Here is a 25,527-nt window from a genome sequence, read left to right on the forward strand (position 1 = left end):
AGCTATCTATCACTAGATAGGTTACCAAGGTTACTTGGCGTGCCAGCCAGACCTCCCCGGGTAAGAGTGTAATCTTTCCTTCCATCCATCTGCTTCATTTACTTTGTATCACCTTCGGCAGAAAGGGCTTTGTTTTGTTGTGCAAACTCACCCAGTGATACCTAGCCTCATATGAAGTTCGTGTTCCTCAGACCGGAAGTTTGCCGCTCGCTTCCTTCAGATTCCGCGTCACCACAGACACCCTTGCGTTAAGCTAACTGCTACTTCTGCCTTCGCAGCTCGGGACTTTCACCCTATAGATTACACCCATGCCGGGCGCACAAAGAATAAAGCAGCAGAACAAGTCTGCCGCTTTATTATAATCCACATTTCAATTGGGCACCGCATTTTGTACAAGTATTGCAGCCGCCGATTTCTTGAACCTTTCCTTCCCGGCAAACAGGACATGTATTGCCAACTTCGTTGCCATATGTGACATCAGTTGAGCGCAAATCTTGAACAGTGTTCATTAACACAACTTTACCTTCATTTTCTTTCGTCGATTCCGGAATGTCGTCATTCAATACATTTTCTTCCGCTTTTAATGTCAGGACTTGGGTATCACGGCTTCCGTCTACATAAACAGTTCCGCCTTTTGCTCCGCCCTTCCATAGGCGCTCATATACTTTTTGCACTTGATCAACTGTATAGCCTTTCGGTGCATTTACTGTTTTGGAAAGGCTTGAATCGACCCATCGTTGAATGATGCATTGCACATCGGCATGAGCTTCAGGCGACAAGTCCATCGCTGACACAAACCAATGCGGTAAATGATTCGGGTCAGCTTCCGGATGTTCATTTAAATATTCTTGAACGATATCCGCTTTTACTTCAATAAATTTGCCAAGACGCCCGCTTCGGTAGTATGAGAAGGAGAAATATGGCTCAAGACCTGTAGAAACGCCAACCATAGTGCCAGTTGATCCTGTCGGTGCTACCGTCAGCAAATGCGAGTTGCGAATACCATATTTTAAAATGTTTTCGCGAATATCTTCCGGCATTTTTTTCATATATCCTGTATTAATGAAGGCTTGTCTTAATTTTTGCGTCTCTTCCTCCGTTTCGCCGACTAGGAACGGGAAGCTGCCTTTTTCTTTTGCCAGTTCTATTGATGCCCGGTATGCGGTCGTTGCAATTACCTTAAACACTTCATCAACAAGCTTGTTGCCGTCCTCTGCTCCATATTCTTTTTCGCAGTAGATAAGCAAGTCCGCCAAACCCATAACGCCTAAGCCGATGCGCCGTTCACCCAGCGCTTGCTTTTTGTTTTCTTCGAGAAAATAAGGCGTAGCATCAATGACATTATCTTGCATTCTGACGCCGATTTCCACAGTTCGTTTGAGCTTTTCATAGTCAACAGCTTTCTTTTCCTTGTCGACCATCTTCGCCAAGTTTACTGCTGCTAAGTTGCAGACGGAATATGGTGCAAGAGGCTGTTCACCGCACGGATTTGTTGCAACAACCTTTTGACCGTATGCTCTTGCGTTCGTCATATCATTGGCATTGTCAATGAAGAAAATACCTGGCTCCGCTGAATAGGTTGCACAAATGTTAATCAGCTTCCAAAGCTCTCTTGCGCGAATTTTGCGGTACACGCGCACGCGATGCCCCATTTTCTCCCACTCGCGCACATCGCCAACTTTATGCCATTCTTCATTGTAAATCTTCATTTCTTCATCATTGTAGCTTTCCACATCTGGGAAGCGAAGCTCATACTCCCGATCTTCTTCCACTGCTTCCATAAACTCTTTCGTCAAGCAGACAGAAATGTTAGCGCCTGTTAAAAATTCCGGATTATGAACAGTATATGTTCCTCCGACTCGAAGCTTTAATTCCGCCTCTCTAATAACAGCGTCTGAAAAGCCTCCTTTGCCCGGAACATTTTTAAAGTTGACAATTCCTTGATACATGTCGCGCTCTTGCTGTGTAAGAGGAACAAATTTGAGCTTGTCTTCAGCCGCCTTCTTAATTCCTTCATCATTTGTATTTTCAATTAAGTAGCGCAAAATGCGCGGGTTTTGCATTTTGGAAACGATAAATTCAATGATGTCAGGATGCCAGTCGGCCAGCATAATCATTTGGGCTCCTCGCCGTGAGCCACCTTGTTCAACAAGATGGGTTAATTTTGCAATGTCATCCAGCCACGACACAGATCCTGATGATTTGCCGTTTACACCTCGGGCTAATGTGTTTCTTGGTCTCAATGTTGAACCGTTCGTGCCGACACCGCCTCCGCGGCTCATAATTTCCATTACTTGTTTGCGGTGTTCAGAGATCCCTTCACGGGAATCTTTTACAAAGGGCATGACATAGCAGTTAAAATACGTCACTTCGGTTCCTGCTCCTGCGCCGTAAAGAACCCGGCCAGCCGGAATAAAATGCAGATTGACGAGCTCTTGATAAAATTTTTCAAACCATTCTTTTCTTTTTTCTTCTGTTTTTTCAACAGCAGCAAGACCTGTTGCATTTCTTTTGGCAATTTGTTCATAAAAAATTTCAAGCGGTTTTTCGATGACATCTAAAGAGCGAACGATGATTCCCGTCTCCCGTTCTTCAGGCTTTTCAAGAGTATGACGAAACTCTTCTTCGACCTGAACCTTTGCCTTTTTATTTTCCCAATCAATTTCTTTAATGTAGCCTAGCCCTCTTGCAGGAAATTTTGGATCTTCCTTGATCGTCAGCACTACAAAATCGCCTTCAGATAGCGTAATTTTTTCAGTGTCTTTAAATGAATACCTGTCCAGCATTACAAGGCGCGAAACACCTTTGTGCGTGATTTTCATATCTTCCGTAATCGGATGCACCTGCGGGAAAAGGCTGATATCTTTATTCAGCTTCTCCACATCAATTTTCATTTTCTCATTCAGCGCCACTGTCATATTCACAACTCCCTTAAAAATATCGTACTTGATATACGTTACCACATTTAGATGATATTATCAACGAAAAAATAACAATATATTGTGCTAAAGAACATTTGTTTGCTCTATATATTGTATGATATACGCTACATTATGAAAATGTCAAATGTAAAACTAACCAAAAAAAGAAGCAAGGAAAAGAAATTTAATGATCTTAGAATCATTCCGGCGGTATTTGAAGAAATTTGTCAGTTGCAGTTTTTGAAAACACATCGGCACCTTGATTTACAAGCAACGATCCATTTCATTTTGATCATACAAAAAACGGCATGTTCGCCGCTTCATCTTCTAAAATTCCATTCTTCTGTTTCATATTTCTCTTTAGCCAGTTTTTTCACATACTCTTCTTGTTCGCTAGACAATTGGTACGGTCTCAACTCAATATCAAGCCCGTATTCAAACCCTTTTTTAAAGGCGCTCCATGCCTCTTCCATTGTGACTGGAGTTTCTCTAAGGTCGTTGATCGCCACCGCTTTATTTTTAAAGTTTTTCTCTAATCTTTCCCTGACTCGCTCATTAGGATATTTAAACAAGTCGAACAGCAGCTTTTCATCTAAATCTAGCAATATCGAGCCGTGCTGCAGGATAACGCCTTTCTGGCGAGTTTGGGCACTCCCGGCAACTTTTCTTCCTTCAACTACCAGCTCATACCAAGACGGTGCATCAAAGCATACAGATGACCGCGGATTTTTTAAATGCTGTTTTTCTTCATCCGTTCTTGGAATTGCAAAATGAGCGTCTAAGCCTAACAAGCGAAATCCATGTAAAATTCCTTCCGAAATTACACGATAAGCCTCTGTCACGGTTTTGGGCATTCGCGGATGATCTTCGGATACGATGACACTATATGTAAGCTCCTTGTCATGCAGCACGCCCCTTCCGCCTGTTGGTCTTCGTACAAAGCCAAGGCCGTGCCGTCTTACAGCATCCATATCAATTTCTTTTTCAACCTTTTGAAAATAGCCGATGGATAATGTCGGCGGATTCCATCCGTAAAAACGAATCGTCGGAGCGATTTTTCCTTCACTGTGCCAGTCCAATAAAGCTTCATCAAGAGCCATATTGTAAAAAGGGGATGAAAAGCCAGAATCAATATAATTCCATATTTCTTTTCCCATATCGCAACCCTCTTTATTTTATATTTGCTTTTTTAGTCTATCAAATGAAGAGGATATTGTTAAATAAAACGCCCGAAAAGAAATGACATTTCCATTCTTGTTTTATATAATAAATGTTGTCCAACATTCGTATGTATGTTCACATGAACTTCAAACAAATAAATTCAAACAAATAAAAAGGAGTCGAACAAGCGTGGAATGGTCATTGCTCATTCTTGCAGCTATTATCATTTATTTTTTGGCCACATTTTTATATCAAAAAAAGATTATGAAAGGATTAACGGAGGAAGAATTTAAAGCCGGCTATCGGAAAGCGCAGCTCATCGATGTGCGGGAGCCGAATGAATTTGAAGGTGGCCACATTTTAGGAGCAAGAAATATTCCCCTTTCCCAATTGAGACAGCGCTATAAAGAAATCCGCCCAGACAAACCGGTTTATTTATATTGCCAGTCAAGTGCAAGAAGCGGGCGAGCCGCACAAATGCTGAAGAAAAAAGGCTATCAGGAGCTCTATTATTTAAAGGGCGGCTTTAAAAAGTGGACTGGAAAAATTAAAAAAGGGAAATAAAATGAAGTATAAAAGATAAGGATTCGCAAAACGCGAATCCTTACTTTTTTTCATATTTTAATATCGGATTTCTTGCTGCGAGTGTTTCATCGAGCCTTTTGACGACTGTTGTATGAGGAGCTTCTTGAACGATTTCCGGTTCTTCCTCCGCTTCTTTAGCAATTTGAATCATCGCTTCGATAAAGGCATCCAATGTTTCCTTTGATTCCGTTTCAGTCGGTTCAATCATCATGCATTCTTCAACATTGAGCGGAAAATAAATTGTCGGCGGATGATACCCGAAATCGAGAAGCCTTTTTGCAATATCAAGCGCACGGACACCGAGCTTCTTTTGCCGTTTCGCAGATAAGACAAATTCGTGTTTACAAATGCGGTCATACGGCATTTCGTAATAAGGCGCTAATTTTTTCAGCATATAATTCGCATTTAATACCGCATTTTCAGAGACCGCCTTTAAACCGTCCGGACCCATGGAGCGGATGTATGTGTATGCCCGCACATTGATTCCAAAATTTCCATAAAACGATTTTACTCGTCCGATCGATTGCGGCCTGTCTTCGTCGAAACGAAGTCCATTTTCATCCTTGACAAGCACAGGCTTCGGCAAAAAAGGAATTAACTCTTTTTTCACACCGACAGGTCCTGAACCGGGACCCCCTCCCCCGTGGGGGCCTGTAAACGTTTTATGAAGATTTAAATGAACGACATCAAAGCCCATATCCCCTGGTCTCGCTTTGCCTAAAATTGCATTTAAATTCGCTCCGTCATAATACAATTTTCCTCCAACTGAATGAACAATCTCCGCCATCTCTACAATATGCTCTTCAAACAAACCGAGCGTATTTGGGTTTGTTAACATAAGAGCAGCTGTATTTTCTCCTACCACTCTCTTTAAGTCGTCTAAGTCGACAAGTCCGTTTTGATCAGATCGCACCGTGACAGTTTCAAAACCGGCAACGGTCGCTGAAGCAGGATTTGTTCCATGGGCTGAATCAGGTACAATCACTTGTGTTCGATGTTTTTCTCCATTTGCCTCATGGTAGGCGCGAATCATCATGAGCCCCGTCCACTCTCCGTGCGCCCCTGCAGACGGCTGCAATGTAACAGCATCCATACCTGTAATTTCTTTTAAATGTTCTGATAAATCATACATTAATTCCATTGCTCCTTGAACCGTCGCTTCATCCTGTAATGGATGAATATAAGAAAAGCCAGTTAATCTTGCCACATTTTCATTTATTTTCGGATTATATTTCATTGTACAGGAACCAAGCGGATAAAAACCGGAATCCACACCGTGGTTCCGCTTCGACAAAGCAGTATAATGGCGCATAATGTCAAGTTCTGATACTTCCGGCAGCTCGGCATCTTCTGTCCGCAAATAGTCACTAGGAATCAGCTGATCAATATTTTCCTCCGGTACGTCTAAATCAGGCAAGCTGTATCCGATCCGTCCCGGTTTTGATATTTCAAAAATTAACGGTTGATCCTTCATTGCCATCCCTCCAACTCGTTCACAAATAAATCGATTTCTTCTTTCGAACGAAGCTCTGTTACCGCTACAAGCATATGTTTTTCAAGTTCCGGATACGTTCTGCCAAGGTCGTAGCCGCCGATGATTCCCTTTTCGAGCAGCTTTTTATTGGCCAAAGAAACTGGTTTGGACAGCTTCACGACAAACTCATTAAACATTGGACCTTGAAACGGAATGGAAAAACCTTTCTTCTCAAACATCTTTTTCGCATAGTTTGCTTTTTGGATATTTTGATAAGCCATTTCTTTTACACCTGTTTTTCCAAGAGCAGTCATGGCAACAGAAGAGGCAAGAGCATTTAACGCTTGGTTGGAGCAAATGTTTGATGTAGCTTTATCCCTTCTGATATGCTGCTCCCTTGCCTGCAGAGTGAGAACAAAGCCTCTTTTCCCCTCTTCATCTACTGTTTGACCGACGAGTCGCCCAGGAATTTTTCTCATCAGCTCTTTTTTTACGGCGAAATATCCACAAGTTGGACCGCCAAAAGACATTGGAATTCCAAACGGTTGAACATCGCCTACTACGATATCCGCACCAAATGAACCAGGCGGTGAAAGCACACCTAAAGCAAGAGGATTGCTTGAAACGATCAATAAGCTTTTCTCGGAATGGGAGATGTCTTCGATTTGGTGAAGCGGTTCAAGTTGGCCGAAAAAATTTGGATGCTGTACAATGACTGATGCTACTTCGGCGTTCATCATTTCTTTTAATGCCTCTACATCGGTCACTCCGTTTCGGTAAGGGATTTCCACTACCTCAACGTTTTGTCCTTTTGCATAAGTTTTTAGCACATCTCTCGTTTCAGGATGCACCGTTTGCGAAACGAGCACCTTTTTCTTTTTTGTTTGACCTGCAGCTAATAATGCAGCTTCTGCTAAAGCTGTCCCTCCGTCGTACATCGACGAGTTGGCGACATCCATTCCTGTCAATTCACAAATCATTGTTTGAAATTCGAATATTGCTTGGAGCTCGCCTTGAGAAATTTCTGGCTGGTATGGCGTATAAGCCGTATAAAACTCTGATCGGGAAATGACATGATCGACAATTGCCGGAATATAATGGTCATACACTCCAGCTCCTAAAAAGGAAACGTTTGTTTTTACATCTTTATTTTTGGCAGCAAGTTGAGATAGCTCGCGAAACAGCTCGGTTTCCGGTTTCGCAGCCTTTATGTTGTATTTTCCTTTAAACCGTACACTTTCTGGAATGTCGGCAAACAGGTCATCGATCGATTCGACTCCGATCGCCTCCAACATCTCTTTTCGATCAGTTTCTGTCATCGGTAAATAGCGATGCTTCATCGAAAGCTTCTCCTTTCTTTATTTTCCATTTTTTGTTGGTCGTTTATAAAATGGAGTTGGTACTACTCTTGCTTTTAATCGTTTTGTCCGAACTTCCACCTCAATTTCATTCCCGATCTCCGAAAATTCTTTCTTGACGAGAGCGATTCCAATGCTTTTATTCAAAGTAGGAGAGTGCGTCCCTGATGTAACAACTCCAATTTGTTGATTTCCAGAAAACAATTTATAGCCTGAACGGGGAATGCCTTTTTCGATCATTTCCAAGCCGACCGCCAGCCTCGATACCCCTTGTTCTTTTTGTATTTGCAATACATCTTTTCCGATAAAATTCTCTTTTTTCGTAAGCTTCACTGCAAATCCGACTCCTGCTTCTATCGGAGTAATGTCTTCCGAAAGATCTTGACCGTACAACGGCAAAGCTGCTTCCAGCCGCAACGTATCACGAGCGCCCAATCCGCATGGAACAACTTTTTCTTTATCTCCTGCTTGCAAAATCTTCTCCCATAAATAAACGGCGTCCTCACTTTGGCAATAGATTTCAAAGCCGTCTTCCCCGGTATAACCAGTTCGGGCAATGAGCGCTTTTTTACCTGCGATCTCAGCACTTTCAATAAATTCAAAAAATTTCAACTCAGATAAGTGTACGTCTGTTAAAGTTTGCAGCACCTTTTCCGCTTTCTGGCCTTGCAATGCAAGGAGAGCACAGCTTTCAGAAATATTTTGCAATTCAACATCTCCGTGTTTTTGAGACATGAGCCATTGAAAATCTTTTTGAATATTCGCTGCATTGACTACTAAAAGATATTTTTCCTCGTTTAGCCGATAAACGATTAAATCGTCTACACAGCCTCCATCTTCATAACACATAATTGTGTATTGAGCCTTTCCATCCCGAAGCTTTGAAACATCATTAGTTAATATCTTTTGCAAAAACTGAAGACTGTCTTTCCCTTTTACAATGATTTCTCCCATATGAGAAACATCAAATAGACCTGCATTGGTGCGGACAGCGTAATGCTCCTCTTTAATGGAAGTAAATTGCACAGGTAATTCCCATCCTCCAAAATTGATCGTCTTTGCTCGATATTGTTTATACACTTCAAAAAGAGGAGTGCGTTTTAATTCATTCATCATTTCCCCTCCTGATCTATTTTTTGCATCTAATTTCTCTCAAAATTTTTCAGCTTAAAAAGCAGAAAAAAGGACAGAAAACGGCCTAGTATCGTCTTGTCTATTCCAATCGACAAGATTTTGCTACACCGTCTCTGTCCTTTCACCTGAAAGTTTACCTTATAAAGGCTTTCCCCTTTGGTGGTTTGCACAATATGCAAACACTCTCCAGAGCTGCGTCAAACAAGAGTCTTTTTGCCTGAGAGATTCACATATGCTTGCTCCTTCGGCGCCTCACAAAGGAGGTCTCTCCCCTTGCTCTCATCCGCACATATTTTCTTGTAAATTGTGAAAAAATAACAAATGACATATTCGACAAAAAGGAAAAAGATGAGTAGAAAACAAAAGAAAAAGACTTCAAACGTATTTTAATGGTATCATCTTTAAACGGTTTCAGCAATACCTTTCCCAAATAATTTTAAAAAATCATTGTTAATTGTTCGTGTTTATAAAAATTTATAATCAAAAAACGGGACGGTTTTTGAATTAGCGATAAAAAAAATGAACATTTCACTTTGAATATAAAAATAAAGGATAGGGTGTGGGCAATGAATATAAACATCCGCTATAAAACAACATGGGAAGAAGAATTTTTGCAAAGATTAAAGGAAGACGGTCCGTGGGCAAACTGGGAATTATACAAATTAGCTTATGAAGTTACGAATTATTTGACCATTCCATCATTTGAAGGTTTAGTAGCTCCTTTGCATCTTGATCATGTAACCCCTCTTCCCCACCAATTGGAGGTCGCACAAACAGTAGTAGAAAAATTAAACGGAAAAGCAATATTAGCTGATGAAGTCGGTCTCGGCAAAACAATTGAAGCCGGATTAATATTAAAAGAATATATGATTCGCGGACTTGTCAAAAAAGTGCTCATCTTAGTTCCAGCTTCACTCGTCTCCCAATGGGTGAGGGAATTAAATGAAAAATTTTACATTCCTGCCGTTGAGCAAAAGAAAAGCTATGTTTGGGAGCAATGCGATGTTGTCGTATCTTCCCTTGATACAGCAAAAAGAAGCCCCCATAAAGAAATTATTCACGGATTGGATTATGACATGGTCATCATTGATGAAGCGCATAAATTAAAAAATAACAAAACAAAAAACTATGAGTTTGTTCAAAATTTAAAGAAAAAATTTTGTTTATTATTGACGGCAACGCCTATTCAAAATCGCATTGAAGAAATTTTCAACCTTGTTTCTCTTTTAAAACCTGGACATCTCGGCAATGAACAGCTCTTTCACGATATGTTTAAGAAAAAAGGACGGAATATTCGTGACGATGAGCATTTACGAGAACTTGTCAATAAAGTTATGATACGAAACCGCCGCATTGATACAGGAATTGAATGGTCAAAAAGACATGTGGAAACGATTTGGATTCAATTTTCGAAAGCTGAACAGGCTTTATATGATGCCATCAGCCAAATTCGGTCGTCATTCTCTATTCCGACAAGCAGTTTCTCCATTTTAACGCTTCAGCGTGAAGCATGTTCGAGCAGAGAAGCAGTGTACATAACATTAAAAAAAATGCTTGATAAAAAGGATGAAGCTCCACAATTGCCTGAAAAGATCATTCGCAATCTAATGGGCTATATCGATCAAGTAACAAAAAATTCGAAAGCAGAAAAAACGGTCGAACTCATTCAAAACATTAACGATAAAGTGATTATTTTTACCGAATACCGGGCAACACAATTATATTTACAATGGTTTTTAAAACAGCACGGCATAACATCTGTTCCGTTCCGCGGCGGATTTAAACGCGGCAAAAAGGATTGGATGAAGGATTTATTTAAAAATAGAGCGCAAGTACTGATCGCGACAGAGGCAGGAGGGGAAGGGATAAATTTGCAGTTTTGCAATCATATTATTAATTATGATCTGCCTTGGAACCCGATGCGTTTGGAGCAGCGAATCGGGCGCATCCACCGTCTCGGACAAGAACGGGATGTGTTCATTTATAACATGGCGACAAAAAATACAGTAGAGGAGCATATCTTAAAGCTATTATATGAAAAAATAAATCTGTTTGAACGTGTTATTGGGGAATTGGACAGTATTTTAGCAAAACTTGACCTCCGCAATATTCATGAACATATAGAAGATATTATGATTCAGTCGAGTTCGGAAGGAGAAATGAAAATTAAAATGGAAAATTTAGCGGCTATTCTTAACTTTGGTGAACAATTACAACAGGCCGAGAATAACTGATTTCTTTATTTTCATAGCTGCTTGCAAAATTTTTAAATAGGAGGCGGAATGATGCAGCAGGCTCAAATTTCCACATTTTTAAAACGCTTTTTTCAGGCGACCAATTGTCCAATTATTGAAGAAAAAAACGGATATTTTACCGTTCAATTAACTGTTGAAATGGATAAAGAATTAATGAACCGGCCTTTTTACTGGCATTATTTAGAAAAAACCGGCGGAACTCCAAATCCGATGAAACTTACTTTCATCACGGATTCAAAGGAGGCTCCGGAAGATGTAAAAGGTGAATGGATTCATTTCGGATCGCCGAGACTGCACCAAATTTTTGCGGCAACGAAGAAAATGTCTTCTTATATTCGGTTATATGAACAGACAGCAGCTTCCAAAGCAAACGTGCCGCTGCACCCTTGGATTGGGATGAATGTAACGATTTCGTATATTTGTGACAAAAAGAAGGATCAAACTTATTCATTAGGACTGCATTTAATCAACGGAAGGATTGTTGAAAATTTTCAGGAGCAGCTAGAAAAAATTCATTTGACACCGAAAATTCCTGATTTTTGTTTTACCATTACGCCATTAATTACACCAAAAAGCGGATTAACTCGATTGAAGCATTACGTGATAAAAAAAATTGAAGAAGATGACCATCGGTGGGCGGAAGAAGCGAGAGAACGAATGAATGCCGATTTAGCATTGTTGGAGCATTTTTATGAAGATCTAGATGAAAAACCTTCTGTTTATTGGACAGAAAAGAAGGCGATTCAAGAGCTGTATGAACCGCGCATTGAAATAGAAGTCCACAATGGAGGAATTTTTTATTTATCATCGGATTCTATAATTCATTAAAATAAAATCAAGACGCAGAAAATACGCTCGAAATTGAATGATCTCATCACTTTTCAATAAAAAAGGAGCTGGTAAACGGCTCCTTTTCCTTTATTTCTTTTTCTTGATCAAAATTAAAAACGCCATCGGCAAAAATCCAAACCATCTCATTGATAATGGAAGACGATCTTTTTTCCGTTCCTCACGCCTTTGTTTCCTTGCTTCTTTTGGGGTGTCGATAAACTTTACAAACTGTTCGGTTACATATTTCACATAATCATTACCAGACATAAGTGGGCACCTCGAAATAAAATTTTTTTATATTATTTCCTAAACTCTGTTCATTTAAACAGACATTCTGGCAAATAAACGATTGGTTGAAGCTTTGATAAGGCGCTGAACGATGAAAGCTATGAATATTCATTCCAGCTCATAATCTGTTGATTGTTCAAATCATAATGAAAGTTTGCCGTATACTCCGTTCCTTTTAACGTCTTGCATGTAATGGAAATATTGACGATTCCTTTTTCTTTTTTCGTTCGTTTATACGAAATGGTTCCATTTGGGAGTTCAAGTATTTCCTGGGTATCAGAATAGTCAGCTTTTTTCAGCGAATATTGAACACCGGCAAGCATTAACGTTTCCTGCAAATAAAACTCTTTCGCATCATGCCGAAATCTTTGCTCTTGAATATATGAGGAAGCATATGCGGTAAGAATCATTATGCAAAGCAGAAATATGCCGATCGTCATTGGAAAAATATGACCATCTTCATTTTTCAATCAGGAATCACTCCTTTCACATCGCGAATGGTTCCTTCAAACCGCTTACCTTCTAAGCTTGTGATTTCAATTTTCACACCATGTGTTATTGGAATAAAATGAGCGGCTTGAACACCGCGCAGCACAATAACATGTCCTTTTCCGTCAACCTGATAGCGCAGCAAATCATTATATTGACTGAGTGTGACTACTTCTCCTTTTTGATTTTTATATTGTAAAACATTTTGCTTCACCATTATTTGTTGAGATGTTTTGATTTCACGATGAAGCTCAATTAGAAATAAATTCCACTCGCTTGGATGTAAATCTTGCTGCCTCGTATTCAATTTGAGAAAAAATGAGAGCATGGGTGCAAAGGAAGAGATGATGATGGTTGTCGCTAGAAAGGCTATCAGCATGTTTGCTGCCGTATATCCTTTATTGTTCATAAATGTAGCCGCAAACCTTTTGTTCTGCATTTTCATCCGAAAGAACACATAATTCAGCAAATTGCCCCTCCTTTCCCCACACCAGTTCGAACATCATCCCTTGCCGCTCAACTTGGCCATTTGTTTTTTTCTTTTCAAATACAAAACGTTCAAGTTCTTCTTTGAGCAGTTGATAAGCCAGCACAGATGCTGCTGCTTCTTTTTGCTGTTTCAATAAGGCTGTTGACACAGGGACCAGCGTCAGCGAAAGCAAACACCATATGGAAAATGCTATTAATATTTCTGTGATCGTATATCCGCTATAATTTTTCCACACGGAACCTTCCTCTCCCTAAATTAAAAATGATTTTGTACGTTTTTTTATCATACGAAATGAAGATTGTTCCAGCTTGATAAAAATAGCCGGAAGGAGAGTACTCGATTGGAAATTTTATGTTTCCTGATTCGACTTTTATGTTTTGATCGTATGCTCTTTCAAACAGTTCCCCTTTAAAGCCGGATCGTTCAGCTTCGTAGTAATGTTTGTCAGGATACCAAAACAAATAAATTTTTTCTTTATTAACGAATGCGTGCTGTTGTACATATAGCAAATCTTTTTCCAGTTGAACGAAAAATTGATCGATGACTTTTTCTCTGTAAATATTTACTGCTCCAATCCATATAAAAGAGCTGATCAATAAAAAGATCGAAAGAACAAGAAGCATCTCCAGAACAGTAAAACCACTTTGCCTAGTTGCTCTTAATGACGTTTCCATTTGCATCAATTTCAATCTCATCACCATTTGGACATTTTCCAGAATTATTCGGCAAGTACCCTTTAGTGATTAAATCATTAATTGTTGGTGTTTGATGAAACTCCATTTCATATGCGACGACTTGCCCCTGCACCATATCAATTAAACCTTCGCACCCTTTATTTTGAATATTTTTATTATGAGCCATAACATTCGGAATCGTTATAATAAGCAAAATCGAGATCACTAACAGTACAACCAGCATTTCCACCAATGTAAATCCATGTTCATTTTTCACTATTTTCATCCTCCTATACTTGACCCATCATTTGGTACATTGGAAGCAAAATCGATAAATAAATGATCAATACGAAGACCCCGATCATCAGAAAAACGACCGGCTGAATATAACTAATGATTCTCATTATTTTTTGTTCCATCCGCTCCAATACGAACCGGCTGTACATATACAACTCTTTAGACAATTGACCGACGGCTTGTCCATGTTGAACAACAGAGGAAAGTTCCTGTTCAAAAAATGGACTTTCAGCAAATATTATCTCTAGCGATTCTCCTTTCTTTAATTTCTCGATAAACAGATTGGCCTCTTCCCTATAAAAATGGAGAAAATGTTGTTCTTGAAACAGAGTAAAGCATTCAAAAACGGACAATCCTCCCTTCAACAAATTGCTCATTTGCAAAGAAAAATAGTAGCTGTGAAATAACCGCAAACCTTTTGAAACGATCGGAATTTTCATAAGCAGCTTCTGTTTTTCAAGCGGAGGCTTTTTTCGGAAAGAGACCCAATAGTAGAAAAAAAGGAGCAATAAGAAACTAAACAAAATGAAAAAAAACGTTTTGATGCCTTTAATGGTAAACATGACAAATGTCAGAAAGAAGGAGGCGTTCAAATCAACTGCTTCATACATATACGAAAATTGCGGGGTAACAACTGCTTGGATGACAAATAAAATAATTAAAAGAAGAGCAATTAAAAAGAGCGGATAGCGGAGAACTTGAATAAATTTTTCCAAATGGAGGAGTTGTTTTTCCAGCATTACTGAGCTTTCTTTTAAAGCAAAATGTATATCACCATGCTTTTCAGCAAAGAAAAGATAGCTTAGTACATCTCGATGAAATCCAAGCTTCTCAAAAGCCGTGTATAGCGAATTTCCTTTCGTCAACATCTGTATACAAGTCTCAATATCTTGTCGGTATTTTTCTTTTACATGAAAACTCATAAAGCGAATAGCTTCATTTAATGCATACCCTTCTGAAAGCAGCTCACTCACTTTCTTCAAAAATTGTGCCTGCATCTTTTTGTTCCATCGATGCCTATTCATATTCAAACACCCAACGATCATATATGTCCGGATATAAATACCCAAGAGCGATTCCTTTTTTAATTACATCTTTTAACTTCATATAATCTAACTCACTCTGCTCCTCTCCTTTTGCTTCCCGAATAGCGGCGGTTAAATTTTTGCCGTAAAGAAGTTCATAGACCCCAATTCTCCTAATTTCCTTTAATTTTTTGCAATAAGGCGGGCAATTCCCTTTGCAAAACGGGCATATTAAATGAACGAGACGCTGCGCAGCAACAGCGATCAAAGTTTGCTCAATTTCGGAAAAGGTTACACCAAATTCTAATAATCGATAAATAGCTCCCTTTGCATCCCGCGTATGCATGGTGGTCAGTACTAAATGTCCGCTAAGCCCAGCCCGGACCGCAATCCTTGCTGTCTCATGATCCCGAATTTCACCGACCATAATGACATCGGGATCGTGTCTTAATATTGCTTTTAACCCATTTGCATACGTAATTCCAGCTTTTTCATTGATCTGCACTTGAAGCATTTCATCGCTTTTCGTTTCCACAGGATCTTCAAGTGTGATGATGTTTCTTTTAAAATGTTTTTTTGCATAATGGAGAAGCGAATAAAGAGTGGTCGTTTTTCCCGAACCGGTCGGACCGGTAAGGATCAGGAGACCGTGAGAATGCTTTAAAAATGAAAGCATTTTTTTGGATTCTGACGGGAACAATGAAAGTTTTTCAGGCGATTGAATCGATTGCTCTAGCAATATTCGGATGACTAGACTTTCATCGAATACTGTAGGCAATGTCGATAAACGAAGATGCACCTCTCCGTAAATCGTATGGAAGGAGTAAGCACCGTTTTGCGGACGCCTTTTTTCGCCAATATCCATTTGGGCCATAAATTTAAAATGAGAAATTAAGCGTTCACAAATAGCTTTAGGCAGATGAAATATTTCTTTGATGTCATCGTCAATTCGAAATTGAATAACTGCTTTTTTCTTTTTCGGAACAATATGGATGTCTGAGGCACTAAATGAACACGCCAGTTCAATCAGTTTTTCGCTAAGCTTTTCAATTTCAATCATTCCATATCCCCCCTTTCTTTTCTTAGGATTCATCTTAACGAATTGAAGAGAAAAATGCGAACGTAGATAATGGATTTTTCTTTTCCCTTTCCTTTTGCAAAATTTAATTGAGCATAACCGAAAAATAACAATTGTTTGCAAAGACTGTTTAGAAAACAATTTTTTGCTATAAACTCATAATTTTTGAACATTTTTTTACAACATGTTTGAAAACAAAGTGGATACAATAACAATTGGAAACGGTATATTTACAATGTATCAAGCTGTACATTATAATATAAAAAGCGACCGATTGAGGGAAAAGGAGGGAAACACAATGGATCGCATGTTCCGTGTACTCGGTTTTTGGACAGGTATTTTTGCTATTATGTTTTATTTAGGCGATATGAAGACGACGTCTTTACTTTTCTTTGGTCAAACTGGATTTTTTGTTTTACTATCTTATTTAAAATTAACTGAACGTATGTATATTTATATTTTCGGAGCATATTTGACCATTTTCTTCGTCGGGTTTACATATTGGACGACGTTTATGATGGTCCCTGGACAAGGCGGCCATTAATAAAAACAGGCAATTCCGCAATGGAATTGCCTGTTTTTTGACCTTCTTCAATTTTTACGAAAGCGAAAATCCATTTAAAAAAGGATTTGTTTCCATTTCTTCTATAATGGTTGTTTCTGAACCGTGGCCAGGCAACACAATGGTTTCTTCCGGCAGCACTAGCAGTTTTTCATGAATGCTTTTCAGCAGTTCTTCATGATTCCCTCCAAGCAAATCCGTACGGCCAATGCTTCCTTTAAATAATACGTCGCCTGAAAAAACAGCATTTGCTTCTTCTAAATAGTAGGAGATGCTTCCAGGAGAATGCCCCGGTGTTTCAAATAAAGAGAACTGGAAAGAACCAATTGTCAAGCTTCCTTCTTCCCGAATGATTTCGTCCGCTTCCTCTACCATTACATTTTTTCCATTCATAAAATGACCAGATCCATTTAAAGAAGGATCGCCAAGCCATTTTTGTTCTTTTTCGTGGACATATACTGGAATATTCCAAACTTTTCGAACATCATCAATCGCTCCGATGTGATCAAAATGTGCATGTGTCAACAAAATGGCAAGGGGAGTCAACTGATGTTTGCGCAATACTTCAATTAGCTTTTCTCCTTCATCGCCTGGATCAAATAAAATACACTCATTTTTGTCATTTGTTAAAATATACGCATTTGTTTGCAGCAATCCGAGCGGGATTCTCATCCATTTCATGCTCTCACCTCAGGTCATTTTCTTTTCATTTCCATCATACAAAACATTCTTTTTTGGCGCAAAAGGAATAGTTAGAAAATTTTTGGCCAAACCTAAAATGTGCAGGACATACCGTTCATAAAATTGACATAGTCATTTTATGCAAACGTACCGTTCCTACCTCGACAAATCTAGTAAAAGAGATTAAAATATGAAGGGGAAGATATTTGCCGCACTTCAACGTATAAAAGATTGGGGGCTATACAATGGGTACTGTCATTATCTTTACTTTAGTAACTTTGCTTGGTATCTATGCTATTTTCCGTTCTTTAAAACAAAAAAACATATTGGGAATTTTGTTTGCGCTTGGAACAGTCGCTGTTTTTGGATGGTTTACCTATAAAACGATTGTTCACCACGGTATACCAGTGCCACACTAAAAAAGAAAGAATGGCGGGGCCATTCTTTTTTTTATGAATAAATAAACATTCAGTTGTCACACACCCGTCTTTTAACCTCCGCTTCATATTGCCAAAAAAGATGCTTTCACTCCTGTTTATTTTACAATCTCCTGAATCTTTTCCTTACTTAAATCCATGATTTTTTCCAATCTCGGCCCATACAAAGCATAATGACCGGATGGCGAAATGAGGATAGGATCGTTTGTCACGTTTTTGAAGATGGTTTCTTTTTTCTTAGTGATAAGGTTAAATCTTTGCAGTTCAAAGGAACCGTCCTGGGATTTGGCAACGGGCACAAATGTATAAAACTGCTGATTTTGAGCATTGAAGCCATAGTAGGGAAAAATCCATTGAGAGTAATCGGAAGCCAAAGGGACACGAAATGTAGACAACACTTTTTTTGATGAAGAATTTATAAAAACATATTGACCGAATCCTTTTTCCTGTTGATTTTCCTGCAAATACATGACAATCGATGAAAAATTTCCATTTCCGATGACATGATCAGCGATTTTTTTTTCGTGATGTTTCATTAAGTTCGCTTCATAAAGCGGAGCGCTTAACTCAGGCTCATCGTTATTCCATTTTACATATGTAATGCGATCTTCATCTGTCCATTGAAAAAAAGGTATTTGATAGGGACTATCCACAACTTTTTTCTCTTTCAAATCAAGCAAATAAGTCTTATATGACCAATCTTCAGCAAATGCTGTAACCATCAGCTCGTTTTCATTATAGGGATTCCATGTGTATTGAAGTTCAAACGCATTGATTTCCCAATGAAATAATTCCTCTCCTTCGGTGTTTACAAATGTCAGGATGGCTTGATTGGTTCCAGGGCTTGAATGAATGAGAAAAATTGTTCGGCGATCATTGGGCACTGTTTGAATAATCGGATGCTTTGTCTGAAAAAATAGTTCATCTTTTCCGCTTTGAAGATCGTGACAAATAACTTCCGAACGGTCTTCAAGATTTTTAATGTAAAGCACAGCCGTTTCATGAAACCATCCAGTAATATTTTGAAAGGTATTTTCCTCTGCTTCAATCGGTTGAATGTTCTCTAAAAGATTCTGTTCTGCTTTAAAGTTTTCAAACTCATTTTCCATTTTTTTCTCTTTTGTCACTTGTTTCTTTTCATCCGTAAGCTGATGAAATTCACAAGACGACAAAAGGAGAATCGGAAAGCACATGACGAAAAAAAAGGCTGCCCTCATCACCCTCATCCTTCTCATCCAATTTTCACTTATAATTTACGAATTTTTCAAAAAAATGTTTCAAAAAATTTATTTGCACAGCAAATATAGCGACGCCCAAAATATTCCCTTTGCTTTCCGATAAATTTCATCAAATTGGTCAAGCGGCAAAGGGTTCCTTCCTCTGCCTAATTCAACGGTAAATCCCGGCTTTCTGTATTCTTTAATAAACCAATCGCGAAAGCCGGCATGACTATCAATCATTCGGATTCCTTTATATCCGCTTAACAACTCATACTCTTTTACGATTTCTTCCGACTCCTCTGGTTCATAGTTTAAATACCCCCAATATATTTCTTCTCCTTGTGTGTGGAAGGCTACGATGAGATCAAATTGAGACTGCTTGACTAGTTCACTCACAGCAATTGCTTCCGGCTCTGAGAGAGGATAATCACCTGGATAATCACGAGGAGCCGGGGATTTTGGGCTTTTTCTTTCTTTTTCAATTTCCCAAAAGGCAGGAAATTGATTGTTCAGATCAACGCCGCGAATATTTGCTTTCCAATCGGAAAAATCTTCACAGTTATTATTTAACTTGACGGCCTGTTCTTTCACTTGAGGATCGAACGATTCAGCTGCTAAAACAAGATTCACTCCATCCGGATTCACCATCGGGACAAACGATAAAGTAATCTGCTCATAAAGCTGTCTTACAGAAATTCCATTAATCGATTCGTTTAAAATAAGCTTCCGAACATACTCATTGAGCCATTTCATCATAATGGCTGTCGTAATCCACTCATTTGCATGAAACGAACCGTTCATATGAACTTTTTTCGTTCCGGAACCGATAAGAAGTTCAACTAAAGGATTCCCTAGAACACTGCGGCCGATAATCCTCTCTTTAATAAATGGGTAATTTTTTTTTAACACCGCAATATCGCTTGTCAAAGCAAAAAAATGATAGGGCCGTTTTGGATCAATTACAGGCCATGAAATTGGGACAGCATTGTATGTATTTTTAGTCAAGCTTGGTGAAGGATGAAACGGATTATTTTGTACGAAACCCCATCCGGGAATGACGATTTTTTCCCCCTTAAAGATTTTTTCGTTTTCGAAGAAGGGATTTGAATCCAACAACAATCGTTTCGAAAGTTGATATTTTTTTTCCAAGTGCTCCAAATCCGCTGTTTCATTCATACAGATTTCCATAAAAAACCCCTCTCCCCTTTTTATTCAGTACATAACATATTATATGAACGACATCATGTTTCATTAATAAAACGTATAAAAAAGCTCTGACCTAATGGCCAGAGCCTTTTACTGTTTTTTTGCATCTTGCTGCTCGGTTGAATTCGGAGATGATTCATCCTCTTTGTCAAAAAACCGCAGCAGGTCACCATAAATAATTTCATCCGAATAATCAAGCTCATTTTTCGCTTTTTCCATATATGGTTCACATGCATTTTTATCCTCAACAGCTTCGCCTGTTGATTTGTCATAGCATATTCCTCTTGTATACACATATTGATCCGTAATAAAGCTGCCGTCCCTTAACACAGCAAACGGAATACGGTCTTTTGAAAAAATATCTGTACCAAATTCGATATCGTTTTTCGTATCAATGCCTAGCAGGTTTAAAATAGTTGGCTTCAAGTCAATTTGCCCGGCGACTTGATGGAACACTTTCGGATTTTTATCGGTAACCCCCGGAATATGGATAATTAACGGAACTCTTTGCAGCTGAATCGTATCAAACGGCGTAATTTCCTCTTTTCCTAAAAATTGTGCCATCGCTTTGTTATGGTTTTCGGAAATACCGTAATGGTCGCCGTACAATATAATAATTGAATTTTCATATAGTCCAGCTTTTTTTAGATCTTCGATGAACACTTTCAAGGCTTCATCTGTATAACGAACCGTCGTAAAATAGCGATTCACGACTCCATCTTCGGAATCAAATTCATCAATCAATTTATCTTCTTCACCCAACTCAAACGGAAAATGGTTCGTTAATGTAATATATTTCGTATAAAAAGGCTGAGGAACATTTTTCAATAATTGTACCGACTGCTTAAAGAAGTCAATATCCTTCAATCCCCATCCTACCGAATTTTCTTCCGTCACATTATAATCTCTGACATCAAAGAAACGGTCGTATCCAAGAGAATTATACATCACATCGCGATTCCAGAATGTGCGGTTATTTGCATGAAATACAGCTGTGTAATAACCGTAATCCTTTAAAATTTCCGGAGTTGCATTGTACTCATTGTTCGCATTTGTAAAGAAGACTGAGCCTCTTCCCAACGGATACAAAGAATTTTCCAATAAAAATTCTGAATCTGACGTTTTGCCTTGTCCTGTTTGATGGTAAAAATTATCAAAATAGTAGCTTTGTTTAATAAAATCATTTAAAAACGGGGTAATTTCTTGTCCGTTCAATTTCTGATTGATAACAAAGTTTTGGAACGACTCCATAGAGACGATAATGACATTTCTACCTTTTGCAATTCCATTCATTTCTTCACTAGGTTCTTTTTTGTTCGCATTTAAATAATTTTGAATTTCGACCAAGTTATTGCTGTCAGCTAACGCACGTTGTGCAGACGTTTTGGACTGCAGCAAAGAATCGTAAATATGAAAATTGTATACACCGATATTTTTGACGAGCATCTCCCTGTCAAATGTTCTTGTTAAAAGCTGCGGACGCTCTGTTTCAGCCAATCCAAGATTAAAGAAAAACACAGCTGCAACCATTAAATAATATGCTGTTTTTTCTTTGCGCATTAATTTTTCCTGTTTGCGGAAAACAGGTCTCCGTGAAAGCCAAATTAAAATGGCTATATCAACAAACATTAATATATCGACAGGTTGAATCAGCTCGGTTATGCTGCTTCCCAAATCTCCCATATTGCTAGCTTGGAAGAGCACGGGAATAGTCAAAAAGTCGTTATAAAACCGATAAAAAACAACATTAGCTAATAAGAGAAAGGTCATCACAATGCTGGCACCGATCACCCAGCGATTCCGGTTTTTGTCTTTCATAAATAATCCAATACCAAAAACAAACAGCAAAAAGCTCAGCGGATTGATGAATAAAATAATCTCTTGCTTGAAATTTTCTATTTTTATATCAAAGCTAGTTTTGTAGACAATGTACGTTTTAATCCACATAAAAAATGTCGCTAATAACAAAAAAGAAATTTTTGAAAATGTGCTTTTACGCATTTTTTTACCTCCTCAAACGGTGGACCTGCGCATTTCTACACTTAAGTGTTTTTTTCCATTTTTTAGGCATCTTAGTGAATAACTAAAGATTATCTTAATACTTCTTCCAAAAAAAATCAATGTTTTTTTACAATATATTTACAATAAGATGCTAGCTTTTTATATATTATTTTATCTCAGTACCTATTATGTTTAGACGGACAAAAATTAAAAAAGTTTCATATAAACAGAATTTGTTATAATCCAAATTTAGCTGCCAAAAAAATAGCGCCTTTTTTAAAAGCGCTATCAGATTTTCTTTGCTGGACCTCGACAAGGTACATGTCGAGTTTGGGATTGTGGCTTTAGCGCACACATACTGAAAGGAGCCGGCATCCGCCAGCTACTTTCAGATGAAAATCGAACAAATATAAAAGCAAGTGGAGAGAAACACATTGTTTTTCTCCACTTGCTTCATTTTAGGGGCTTATCGGACAATTCCTTTTTAGTCTTCCTCAATTTTCAAGTATGTACGTTTTAACCAGCCATGCGCCGCCAATTACACCTGCATCATTGCCAAGCGTTGCAAGAGCAATATCTGCTGCGGAAGCTTCATGAAAAACGAACTGTTGAAAAACATTTTTAACTCTTTTTATTAAAAATTCCCCAGCCTTTGATACTCCACCGCCAATGATAATTTTGGCAGGATTTAAAGCAGTAGCCAAGTTGGCAAGAGCAAGACCAAGATGCATCGTCATGTCGTCGACAACCTGCAATGCCATCTCATCGCCGTTTTTCGCAGCATCAAACACATCTTTTGCAGTGATCGATCCTTTTCTTTCCAATTCCCGATTCAGCGTTGATCTCCCATTAAACTCTTCCATTTTGGCTATAGCCATTCGAACTATTCCAGTTGCAGAGGCGACCGTTTCCAGGCAGCCCGTTTTTCCGCAGTTGCACGGAAAACCTCCATGCAAAACGGAAGTTATATGGCCGATTTCTCCGCCTGCGCTATTTTTCCCATGGATTATTTCTCCATTTGCAATGATTCCTCCGCCGACTCCCGTTCCGAGTGTGACGCATATTAAATCCCTTTCTCCATTCCCCGCTCCTTTCCACATTTCACCAAGAGCTGCAAGGTTGGCATCATTATCAACGATTACTTGCAAACCAGTTTCTTTTTCAAGATTTTTCTTAAGCGGATAATTATTTTCCCATCCAATATTGACAGTTCTAGAAATGATTCCCTCTGTTAAATCGACAGGGCCAGGCGCCCCCATGCCGATTCCAATCAGCTTTTGCTTCGATTCACCAAGTTCTTTCAACTTTTCGTATATAGATTGAGAAATATCACTAACAATATTTTTTCCTGATTTATCGGTAGGGATTTCCCATTTTTCAATAATCTCTCCATTTATATTGATAAATGCAATTTTTATCGTAGTTCCCCCTAAGTCCACACCAACTAGCCAATTATCGATCATATTTTTCATCCTTTACTCTTTTTCTCTTATCTTTTTCTATCATTATTTCTCGTCTTAACAATAGCATGGCCATTTCAAATTCTTTTGCGTCAATCAGCTGCGACTCAAACAGCTGCTTCACCTCCTCCTCCATTAATTCAAGATCAGCCACACGATCCCCGATGTATATGATAGTACCGAAACGTTTTAAAAGCTGTTGTATGTCGTAAATCGTTTTCAAAAACATCACCTTCTAAATAAAAATGCGGATAAGCTGCACATATTGCTAAAGTTCTTTTTTTGAAAACTTCCGAACAAGTCATCGAGCTATAGATTGTCAAGCTGTTGTTTTAGCTGCTGATATTCCGCTTTTCCCGGATCAAGCTTCAATGCCTTATCAATCGCTTCTTGTGCTTTCACAACATCATTCTGTTCTGCATATATTAGGCTAAGTACATAATAAGCTTGATGAAATGTCGGATCTTTTTCCAATACATTGTTTAAATATTCAATTGAGCTTGCCACATTGTTCAAACGATATTCCGTATAAGCAAGTAAATAGATGATTTCAACTTTTGCATCATCAAGCTCCTTCGCTTCCGAAAGCACTTCGGAAGCCTTTTGGAACTCCTTGTTCTCAATTAGTGCCTGCGCCCTTGCTAAAGCCATTTCCGAATTGCGCTTAGGGGCTATTTCATATCCATAATACCCAAGACCGAAAACGAAGATGATCGATAAAATAAGCCCCACTGCTCTCGTGAAAAATTTGGACATCCTTGGAATCTGCAGAACAAAAGCTGCCAGAAATCCGCCAATTAAACCGCCTATATGACCAGCGTTGTCCACATTCGGAATCGCCCAGCCAAGCATTAAGTTAATTAAAACTACAATCAAGATGTTGGGTCCTATTGTACGGAAAAACAATTTAGGGTTTAACACACCTAAAAACAAGAGCGCACCGAACAAGCCGAATATCGCACCTGATGCACCTGCGGACAAAAAGGGGCTGAAAGCAAAGCTTGCAAGCGAACCAGTAAATCCGGCAAACAAGTATATAAGCAAAAATCGAATCGAACCATACATTTTTTCAACAGTCATTCCAATATAATAAAGGGCTAAAGAGTTCATAATCAAATGCAAAAAACCGATATGCAATAAAATTGGTGAAAAAAATCTCCACCATTCGCCATCGTAAATGGCAGGATTGTATTTCGCTCCAAATTTTATAAGAGTATCAGAATTTGTGCTTCCCCCGTACCATTCAAGAAGAAAAAACATCACAATTTGTGCTGTTAAAAAAACATATGTAAAGAAAGGCCTGCCATTTTCAAAAAAGGAGCGTTCCAGCCTTTCCTGCCTTTTTATATAAGAAAATATTTCTTCTTTTATTCGTTCAACTGATTCAAAATTTGATTCTTCTGCTGCATAATCAAGTTTTTTCAACGAAGCCGAAAGAGCATCTTCCAAATCACCTGTTTTTTCCATTATATGCTCTTGATCCAGCAGCATTGTTTTGACGACTGTTTTCCCATGCGCAAAAGGTTCTTTAATCCGAAATTCCCAATCATCAACAGGAGGAAATGTGGTCACATAAATGTTAAGAATATTTAAGTCCCTTCTCATAGATTGTTTTCGGATCGTTTCAAAAATATGCGCCGTATGTTCAATGTCTTGAGAGATCCAATTTCCCCAGTCAATATCTTTTCTGACAAATCGCACAAGCTGAAAATATTTGTTGCGAAACGGCTCAAGCCAAACCTCCGAATGATCGCCGGATATATTGATTAGCCTGTAATTATGCTCCACCACAAGACTTCGCAAAATTTTCCAAAAAATAAAATCTAGCTGAGTCCCCATTTAAAATCTCTCCGCATGTTTTTCCTTTATTATACCAATGTGGAAGGGCAGTTTGAAGAAA

Annotated in this window: 25 protein-coding genes and 1 riboswitch; of the genes, 5 read left to right on the forward strand and 20 right to left on the reverse strand. The window is 38.6% G+C overall.

The window, feature by feature from the left end; all coding sequences use genetic code 11:
- Positions 1–356 precede the first annotated feature (356 nt).
- Together RI196_RS12520 and lipM are read right to left on the reverse strand one after the other, a co-directional pair.
- Complete coding sequence (locus tag RI196_RS12520; protein WP_063388108.1) at positions 357–2,918, reverse strand: vitamin B12-dependent ribonucleotide reductase; 2,562 nt, start codon at positions 2,916–2,918, stop codon at positions 357–359.
- 323 nt (positions 2,919–3,241) lie between these two features.
- Positions 3,242–4,078, reverse strand: a complete 837-nt coding sequence (gene lipM / locus RI196_RS12525; protein WP_063388107.1) for an octanoyltransferase LipM — start codon at positions 4,076–4,078, stop codon at positions 3,242–3,244.
- Between the two features lie 193 nt (positions 4,079–4,271).
- Here lipM and RI196_RS12530 point away from each other — a divergent pair, with 193 nt between their 5' ends.
- Positions 4,272–4,646, forward strand: a complete 375-nt coding sequence (locus RI196_RS12530) for a rhodanese-like domain-containing protein (protein WP_063388106.1) — start codon at positions 4,272–4,274, stop codon at positions 4,644–4,646.
- A 40-nt stretch (positions 4,647–4,686) separates the two neighbouring features.
- Here the strand turns inward: RI196_RS12530 and gcvPB are convergent, their stop codons facing one another.
- Genes gcvPB through gcvT form a run of 3 tightly spaced genes read right to left on the reverse strand, consistent with a single transcriptional unit; the run spans position 4,687 to position 8,615 of the window.
- Positions 4,687–6,147 (reverse strand): aminomethyl-transferring glycine dehydrogenase subunit GcvPB, encoded by a 1,461-nt coding sequence (gene gcvPB, locus RI196_RS12535; RefSeq protein ID WP_144596798.1) that lies wholly within the window; start codon positions 6,145–6,147, stop codon positions 4,687–4,689.
- Positions 6,138–7,481: an aminomethyl-transferring glycine dehydrogenase subunit GcvPA gene (gene gcvPA, locus RI196_RS12540; protein ID WP_144596796.1), complete on the reverse strand. Its 1,344-nt coding sequence runs from the start codon at positions 7,479–7,481 to the stop codon at positions 6,138–6,140. Before gcvPA ends, gcvPB begins: the two co-directional genes overlap by 10 nt.
- 18 nt (positions 7,482–7,499) lie before the next feature.
- Complete coding sequence (gcvT, locus tag RI196_RS12545) at positions 7,500–8,615, reverse strand: glycine cleavage system aminomethyltransferase GcvT (RefSeq protein WP_311066315.1); 1,116 nt, start codon at positions 8,613–8,615, stop codon at positions 7,500–7,502.
- A 213-nt stretch (positions 8,616–8,828) separates the two neighbouring features.
- Positions 8,829–8,916, reverse strand: a riboswitch (glycine riboswitch).
- 283 nt (positions 8,917–9,199) lie between these two features.
- Here gcvT and RI196_RS12550 point away from each other — a divergent pair.
- Together RI196_RS12550 and RI196_RS12555 are read left to right on the forward strand one after the other, a co-directional pair.
- Positions 9,200–10,867 carry a DEAD/DEAH box helicase gene (locus RI196_RS12550; protein ID WP_311066316.1) on the forward strand — a complete coding sequence of 556 codons (1,668 nt, stop codon included), beginning with the start codon at positions 9,200–9,202 and terminating at the stop codon, positions 10,865–10,867.
- A gap of 51 nt (positions 10,868–10,918) precedes the next feature.
- Entirely contained in the window at positions 10,919–11,716 is a 798-nt protein-coding gene (locus RI196_RS12555; RefSeq protein WP_063388101.1) for a YqhG family protein, read from the forward strand.
- A gap of 90 nt (positions 11,717–11,806) precedes the next feature.
- Here RI196_RS12555 and RI196_RS12560 read toward each other — a convergent pair whose 3' ends face one another.
- From RI196_RS12560 to comGA, 8 genes are all read right to left on the reverse strand, one after another.
- The gene (locus RI196_RS12560) at positions 11,807–11,986 is read right to left on the reverse strand and encodes a YqzE family protein (protein ID WP_063388100.1); all 180 of its coding nucleotides are present in this window, start codon (positions 11,984–11,986) and stop codon (positions 11,807–11,809) included.
- A gap of 119 nt (positions 11,987–12,105) precedes the next feature.
- Positions 12,106–12,477 carry a competence type IV pilus minor pilin ComGG gene (gene comGG, locus RI196_RS12565; protein ID WP_066247591.1) on the reverse strand — a complete coding sequence of 124 codons (372 nt, stop codon included), beginning with the start codon at positions 12,475–12,477 and terminating at the stop codon, positions 12,106–12,108.
- Positions 12,474–12,965, reverse strand: coding sequence for a competence type IV pilus minor pilin ComGF (comGF, locus tag RI196_RS12570; RefSeq protein ID WP_133309105.1), 492 nt, complete (start codon positions 12,963–12,965; stop codon positions 12,474–12,476). The genes comGG and comGF overlap by 4 nt, the downstream gene beginning before the upstream one ends.
- The gene (locus tag RI196_RS12575) at positions 12,895–13,221 is read right to left on the reverse strand and encodes a hypothetical protein (protein ID WP_063388097.1); all 327 of its coding nucleotides are present in this window, start codon (positions 13,219–13,221) and stop codon (positions 12,895–12,897) included. The genes comGF and RI196_RS12575 overlap by 71 nt, the downstream gene beginning before the upstream one ends.
- A complete protein-coding gene (comGD, locus tag RI196_RS12580; protein ID WP_158640149.1) occupies positions 13,205–13,666 on the reverse strand; it encodes a competence type IV pilus minor pilin ComGD in 462 nt (153 codons plus the stop codon). The genes RI196_RS12575 and comGD overlap by 17 nt, the downstream gene beginning before the upstream one ends.
- A complete protein-coding gene (gene comGC, locus RI196_RS12585; RefSeq protein ID WP_063388095.1) occupies positions 13,635–13,946 on the reverse strand; it encodes a competence type IV pilus major pilin ComGC in 312 nt (103 codons plus the stop codon). Before comGC ends, comGD begins: the two co-directional genes overlap by 32 nt.
- 4 nt (positions 13,947–13,950) lie before the next feature.
- Positions 13,951–14,982 (reverse strand): competence type IV pilus assembly protein ComGB, encoded by a 1,032-nt coding sequence (comGB, locus tag RI196_RS12590; protein WP_066247584.1) that lies wholly within the window; start codon positions 14,980–14,982, stop codon positions 13,951–13,953.
- The gene (gene comGA, locus RI196_RS12595; protein ID WP_066247583.1) at positions 14,975–16,042 is read right to left on the reverse strand and encodes a competence type IV pilus ATPase ComGA; all 1,068 of its coding nucleotides are present in this window, start codon (positions 16,040–16,042) and stop codon (positions 14,975–14,977) included. Before comGA ends, comGB begins: the two co-directional genes overlap by 8 nt.
- A 316-nt stretch (positions 16,043–16,358) precedes the next feature.
- Here comGA and RI196_RS12600 point away from each other — a divergent pair, with 316 nt between their 5' ends.
- Complete coding sequence (locus RI196_RS12600; protein ID WP_063388092.1) at positions 16,359–16,604, forward strand: DUF2626 domain-containing protein; 246 nt, start codon at positions 16,359–16,361, stop codon at positions 16,602–16,604.
- 54 nt (positions 16,605–16,658) lie between these two features.
- On the opposite strand, the gene RI196_RS12605 is transcribed toward RI196_RS12600, so the two are convergent.
- Positions 16,659–17,303 carry an MBL fold metallo-hydrolase gene (locus RI196_RS12605; RefSeq protein ID WP_066247578.1) on the reverse strand — a complete coding sequence of 215 codons (645 nt, stop codon included), beginning with the start codon at positions 17,301–17,303 and terminating at the stop codon, positions 16,659–16,661.
- A 245-nt stretch (positions 17,304–17,548) separates the two neighbouring features.
- Between RI196_RS12605 and RI196_RS12610 the strand changes: the two genes are divergently transcribed.
- A complete protein-coding gene (locus RI196_RS12610) occupies positions 17,549–17,722 on the forward strand; it encodes a DUF2759 domain-containing protein (RefSeq protein WP_065095533.1) in 174 nt (57 codons plus the stop codon).
- Positions 17,723–17,838: 116 nt separating this feature from the next.
- Here RI196_RS12610 and RI196_RS12615 read toward each other — a convergent pair whose 3' ends face one another.
- The 6 genes from RI196_RS12615 to RI196_RS12640 all read right to left on the reverse strand — a co-directional run bounded on the left by RI196_RS12615 (position 17,839) and on the right by RI196_RS12640 (position 25,466).
- Complete coding sequence (locus tag RI196_RS12615; protein WP_311066317.1) at positions 17,839–18,957, reverse strand: YqgU-like beta propeller domain-containing protein; 1,119 nt, start codon at positions 18,955–18,957, stop codon at positions 17,839–17,841.
- A gap of 69 nt (positions 18,958–19,026) precedes the next feature.
- Positions 19,027–20,148 carry a M14 family metallopeptidase gene (locus RI196_RS12620; protein WP_311066318.1) on the reverse strand — a complete coding sequence of 374 codons (1,122 nt, stop codon included), beginning with the start codon at positions 20,146–20,148 and terminating at the stop codon, positions 19,027–19,029.
- A gap of 108 nt (positions 20,149–20,256) precedes the next feature.
- Positions 20,257–22,167 carry an LTA synthase family protein gene (locus tag RI196_RS12625; protein WP_311066319.1) on the reverse strand — a complete coding sequence of 637 codons (1,911 nt, stop codon included), beginning with the start codon at positions 22,165–22,167 and terminating at the stop codon, positions 20,257–20,259.
- Between the two features lie 494 nt (positions 22,168–22,661).
- Positions 22,662–23,630, reverse strand: coding sequence for an ROK family glucokinase (locus RI196_RS12630; protein ID WP_311066320.1), 969 nt, complete (start codon positions 23,628–23,630; stop codon positions 22,662–22,664).
- Complete coding sequence (locus RI196_RS12635) at positions 23,620–23,850, reverse strand: YqgQ family protein (RefSeq protein ID WP_066247571.1); 231 nt, start codon at positions 23,848–23,850, stop codon at positions 23,620–23,622. Before RI196_RS12635 ends, RI196_RS12630 begins: the two co-directional genes overlap by 11 nt.
- Positions 23,851–23,936: 86 nt before the next feature.
- Positions 23,937–25,466: a rhomboid family protein gene (locus tag RI196_RS12640; RefSeq protein ID WP_063388085.1), complete on the reverse strand. Its 1,530-nt coding sequence runs from the start codon at positions 25,464–25,466 to the stop codon at positions 23,937–23,939.
- Positions 25,467–25,527 lie beyond the last annotated feature (61 nt).

Source organism: Aeribacillus composti, assembly GCF_031760945.1.
Classification (GTDB): domain Bacteria; phylum Bacillota; class Bacilli; order Bacillales; family Aeribacillaceae; genus Aeribacillus; species Aeribacillus composti.

Coding starts and splice junctions, on each gene's coding strand:
- RI196_RS12520 (WP_063388108.1), bottom strand. CDS start 2,918: ATGACAGTGGCGCTGAATGAGAAAATGAAAATTGATGTGGAGAAGCTG.
- lipM (WP_063388107.1), bottom strand. CDS start 4,078: ATGGGAAAAGAAATATGGAATTATATTGATTCTGGCTTTTCATCCCCT.
- gcvPB (WP_144596798.1), bottom strand. CDS start 6,147: ATGGCAATGAAGGATCAACCGTTAATTTTTGAAATATCAAAACCGGGA.
- gcvPA (WP_144596796.1), bottom strand. CDS start 7,481: ATGAAGCATCGCTATTTACCGATGACAGAAACTGATCGAAAAGAGATG.
- gcvT (WP_311066315.1), bottom strand. CDS start 8,615: ATGATGAATGAATTAAAACGCACTCCTCTTTTTGAAGTGTATAAACAA.
- RI196_RS12550 (WP_311066316.1), top strand. CDS start 9,200: ATGAATATAAACATCCGCTATAAAACAACATGGGAAGAAGAATTTTTG.
- RI196_RS12555 (WP_063388101.1), top strand. CDS start 10,919: ATGCAGCAGGCTCAAATTTCCACATTTTTAAAACGCTTTTTTCAGGCG.
- RI196_RS12560 (WP_063388100.1), bottom strand. CDS start 11,986: ATGTCTGGTAATGATTATGTGAAATATGTAACCGAACAGTTTGTAAAG.
- comGD (WP_158640149.1), bottom strand. CDS start 13,666: ATGCAAATGGAAACGTCATTAAGAGCAACTAGGCAAAGTGGTTTTACT.
- comGC (WP_063388095.1), bottom strand. CDS start 13,946: ATGAAAATAGTGAAAAATGAACATGGATTTACATTGGTGGAAATGCTG.
- comGB (WP_066247584.1), bottom strand. CDS start 14,982: ATGAATAGGCATCGATGGAACAAAAAGATGCAGGCACAATTTTTGAAG.
- comGA (WP_066247583.1), bottom strand. CDS start 16,042: ATGATTGAAATTGAAAAGCTTAGCGAAAAACTGATTGAACTGGCGTGT.
- RI196_RS12600 (WP_063388092.1), top strand. CDS start 16,359: ATGGATCGCATGTTCCGTGTACTCGGTTTTTGGACAGGTATTTTTGCT.
- RI196_RS12605 (WP_066247578.1), bottom strand. CDS start 17,303: ATGAAATGGATGAGAATCCCGCTCGGATTGCTGCAAACAAATGCGTAT.
- RI196_RS12610 (WP_065095533.1), top strand. CDS start 17,549: ATGGGTACTGTCATTATCTTTACTTTAGTAACTTTGCTTGGTATCTAT.
- RI196_RS12615 (WP_311066317.1), bottom strand. CDS start 18,957: ATGAGGGCAGCCTTTTTTTTCGTCATGTGCTTTCCGATTCTCCTTTTG.
- RI196_RS12620 (WP_311066318.1), bottom strand. CDS start 20,148: ATGGAAATCTGTATGAATGAAACAGCGGATTTGGAGCACTTGGAAAAA.
- RI196_RS12625 (WP_311066319.1), bottom strand. CDS start 22,167: ATGCGTAAAAGCACATTTTCAAAAATTTCTTTTTTGTTATTAGCGACA.
- RI196_RS12630 (WP_311066320.1), bottom strand. CDS start 23,630: ATGATCGATAATTGGCTAGTTGGTGTGGACTTAGGGGGAACTACGATA.
- RI196_RS12640 (WP_063388085.1), bottom strand. CDS start 25,466: ATGGGGACTCAGCTAGATTTTATTTTTTGGAAAATTTTGCGAAGTCTT.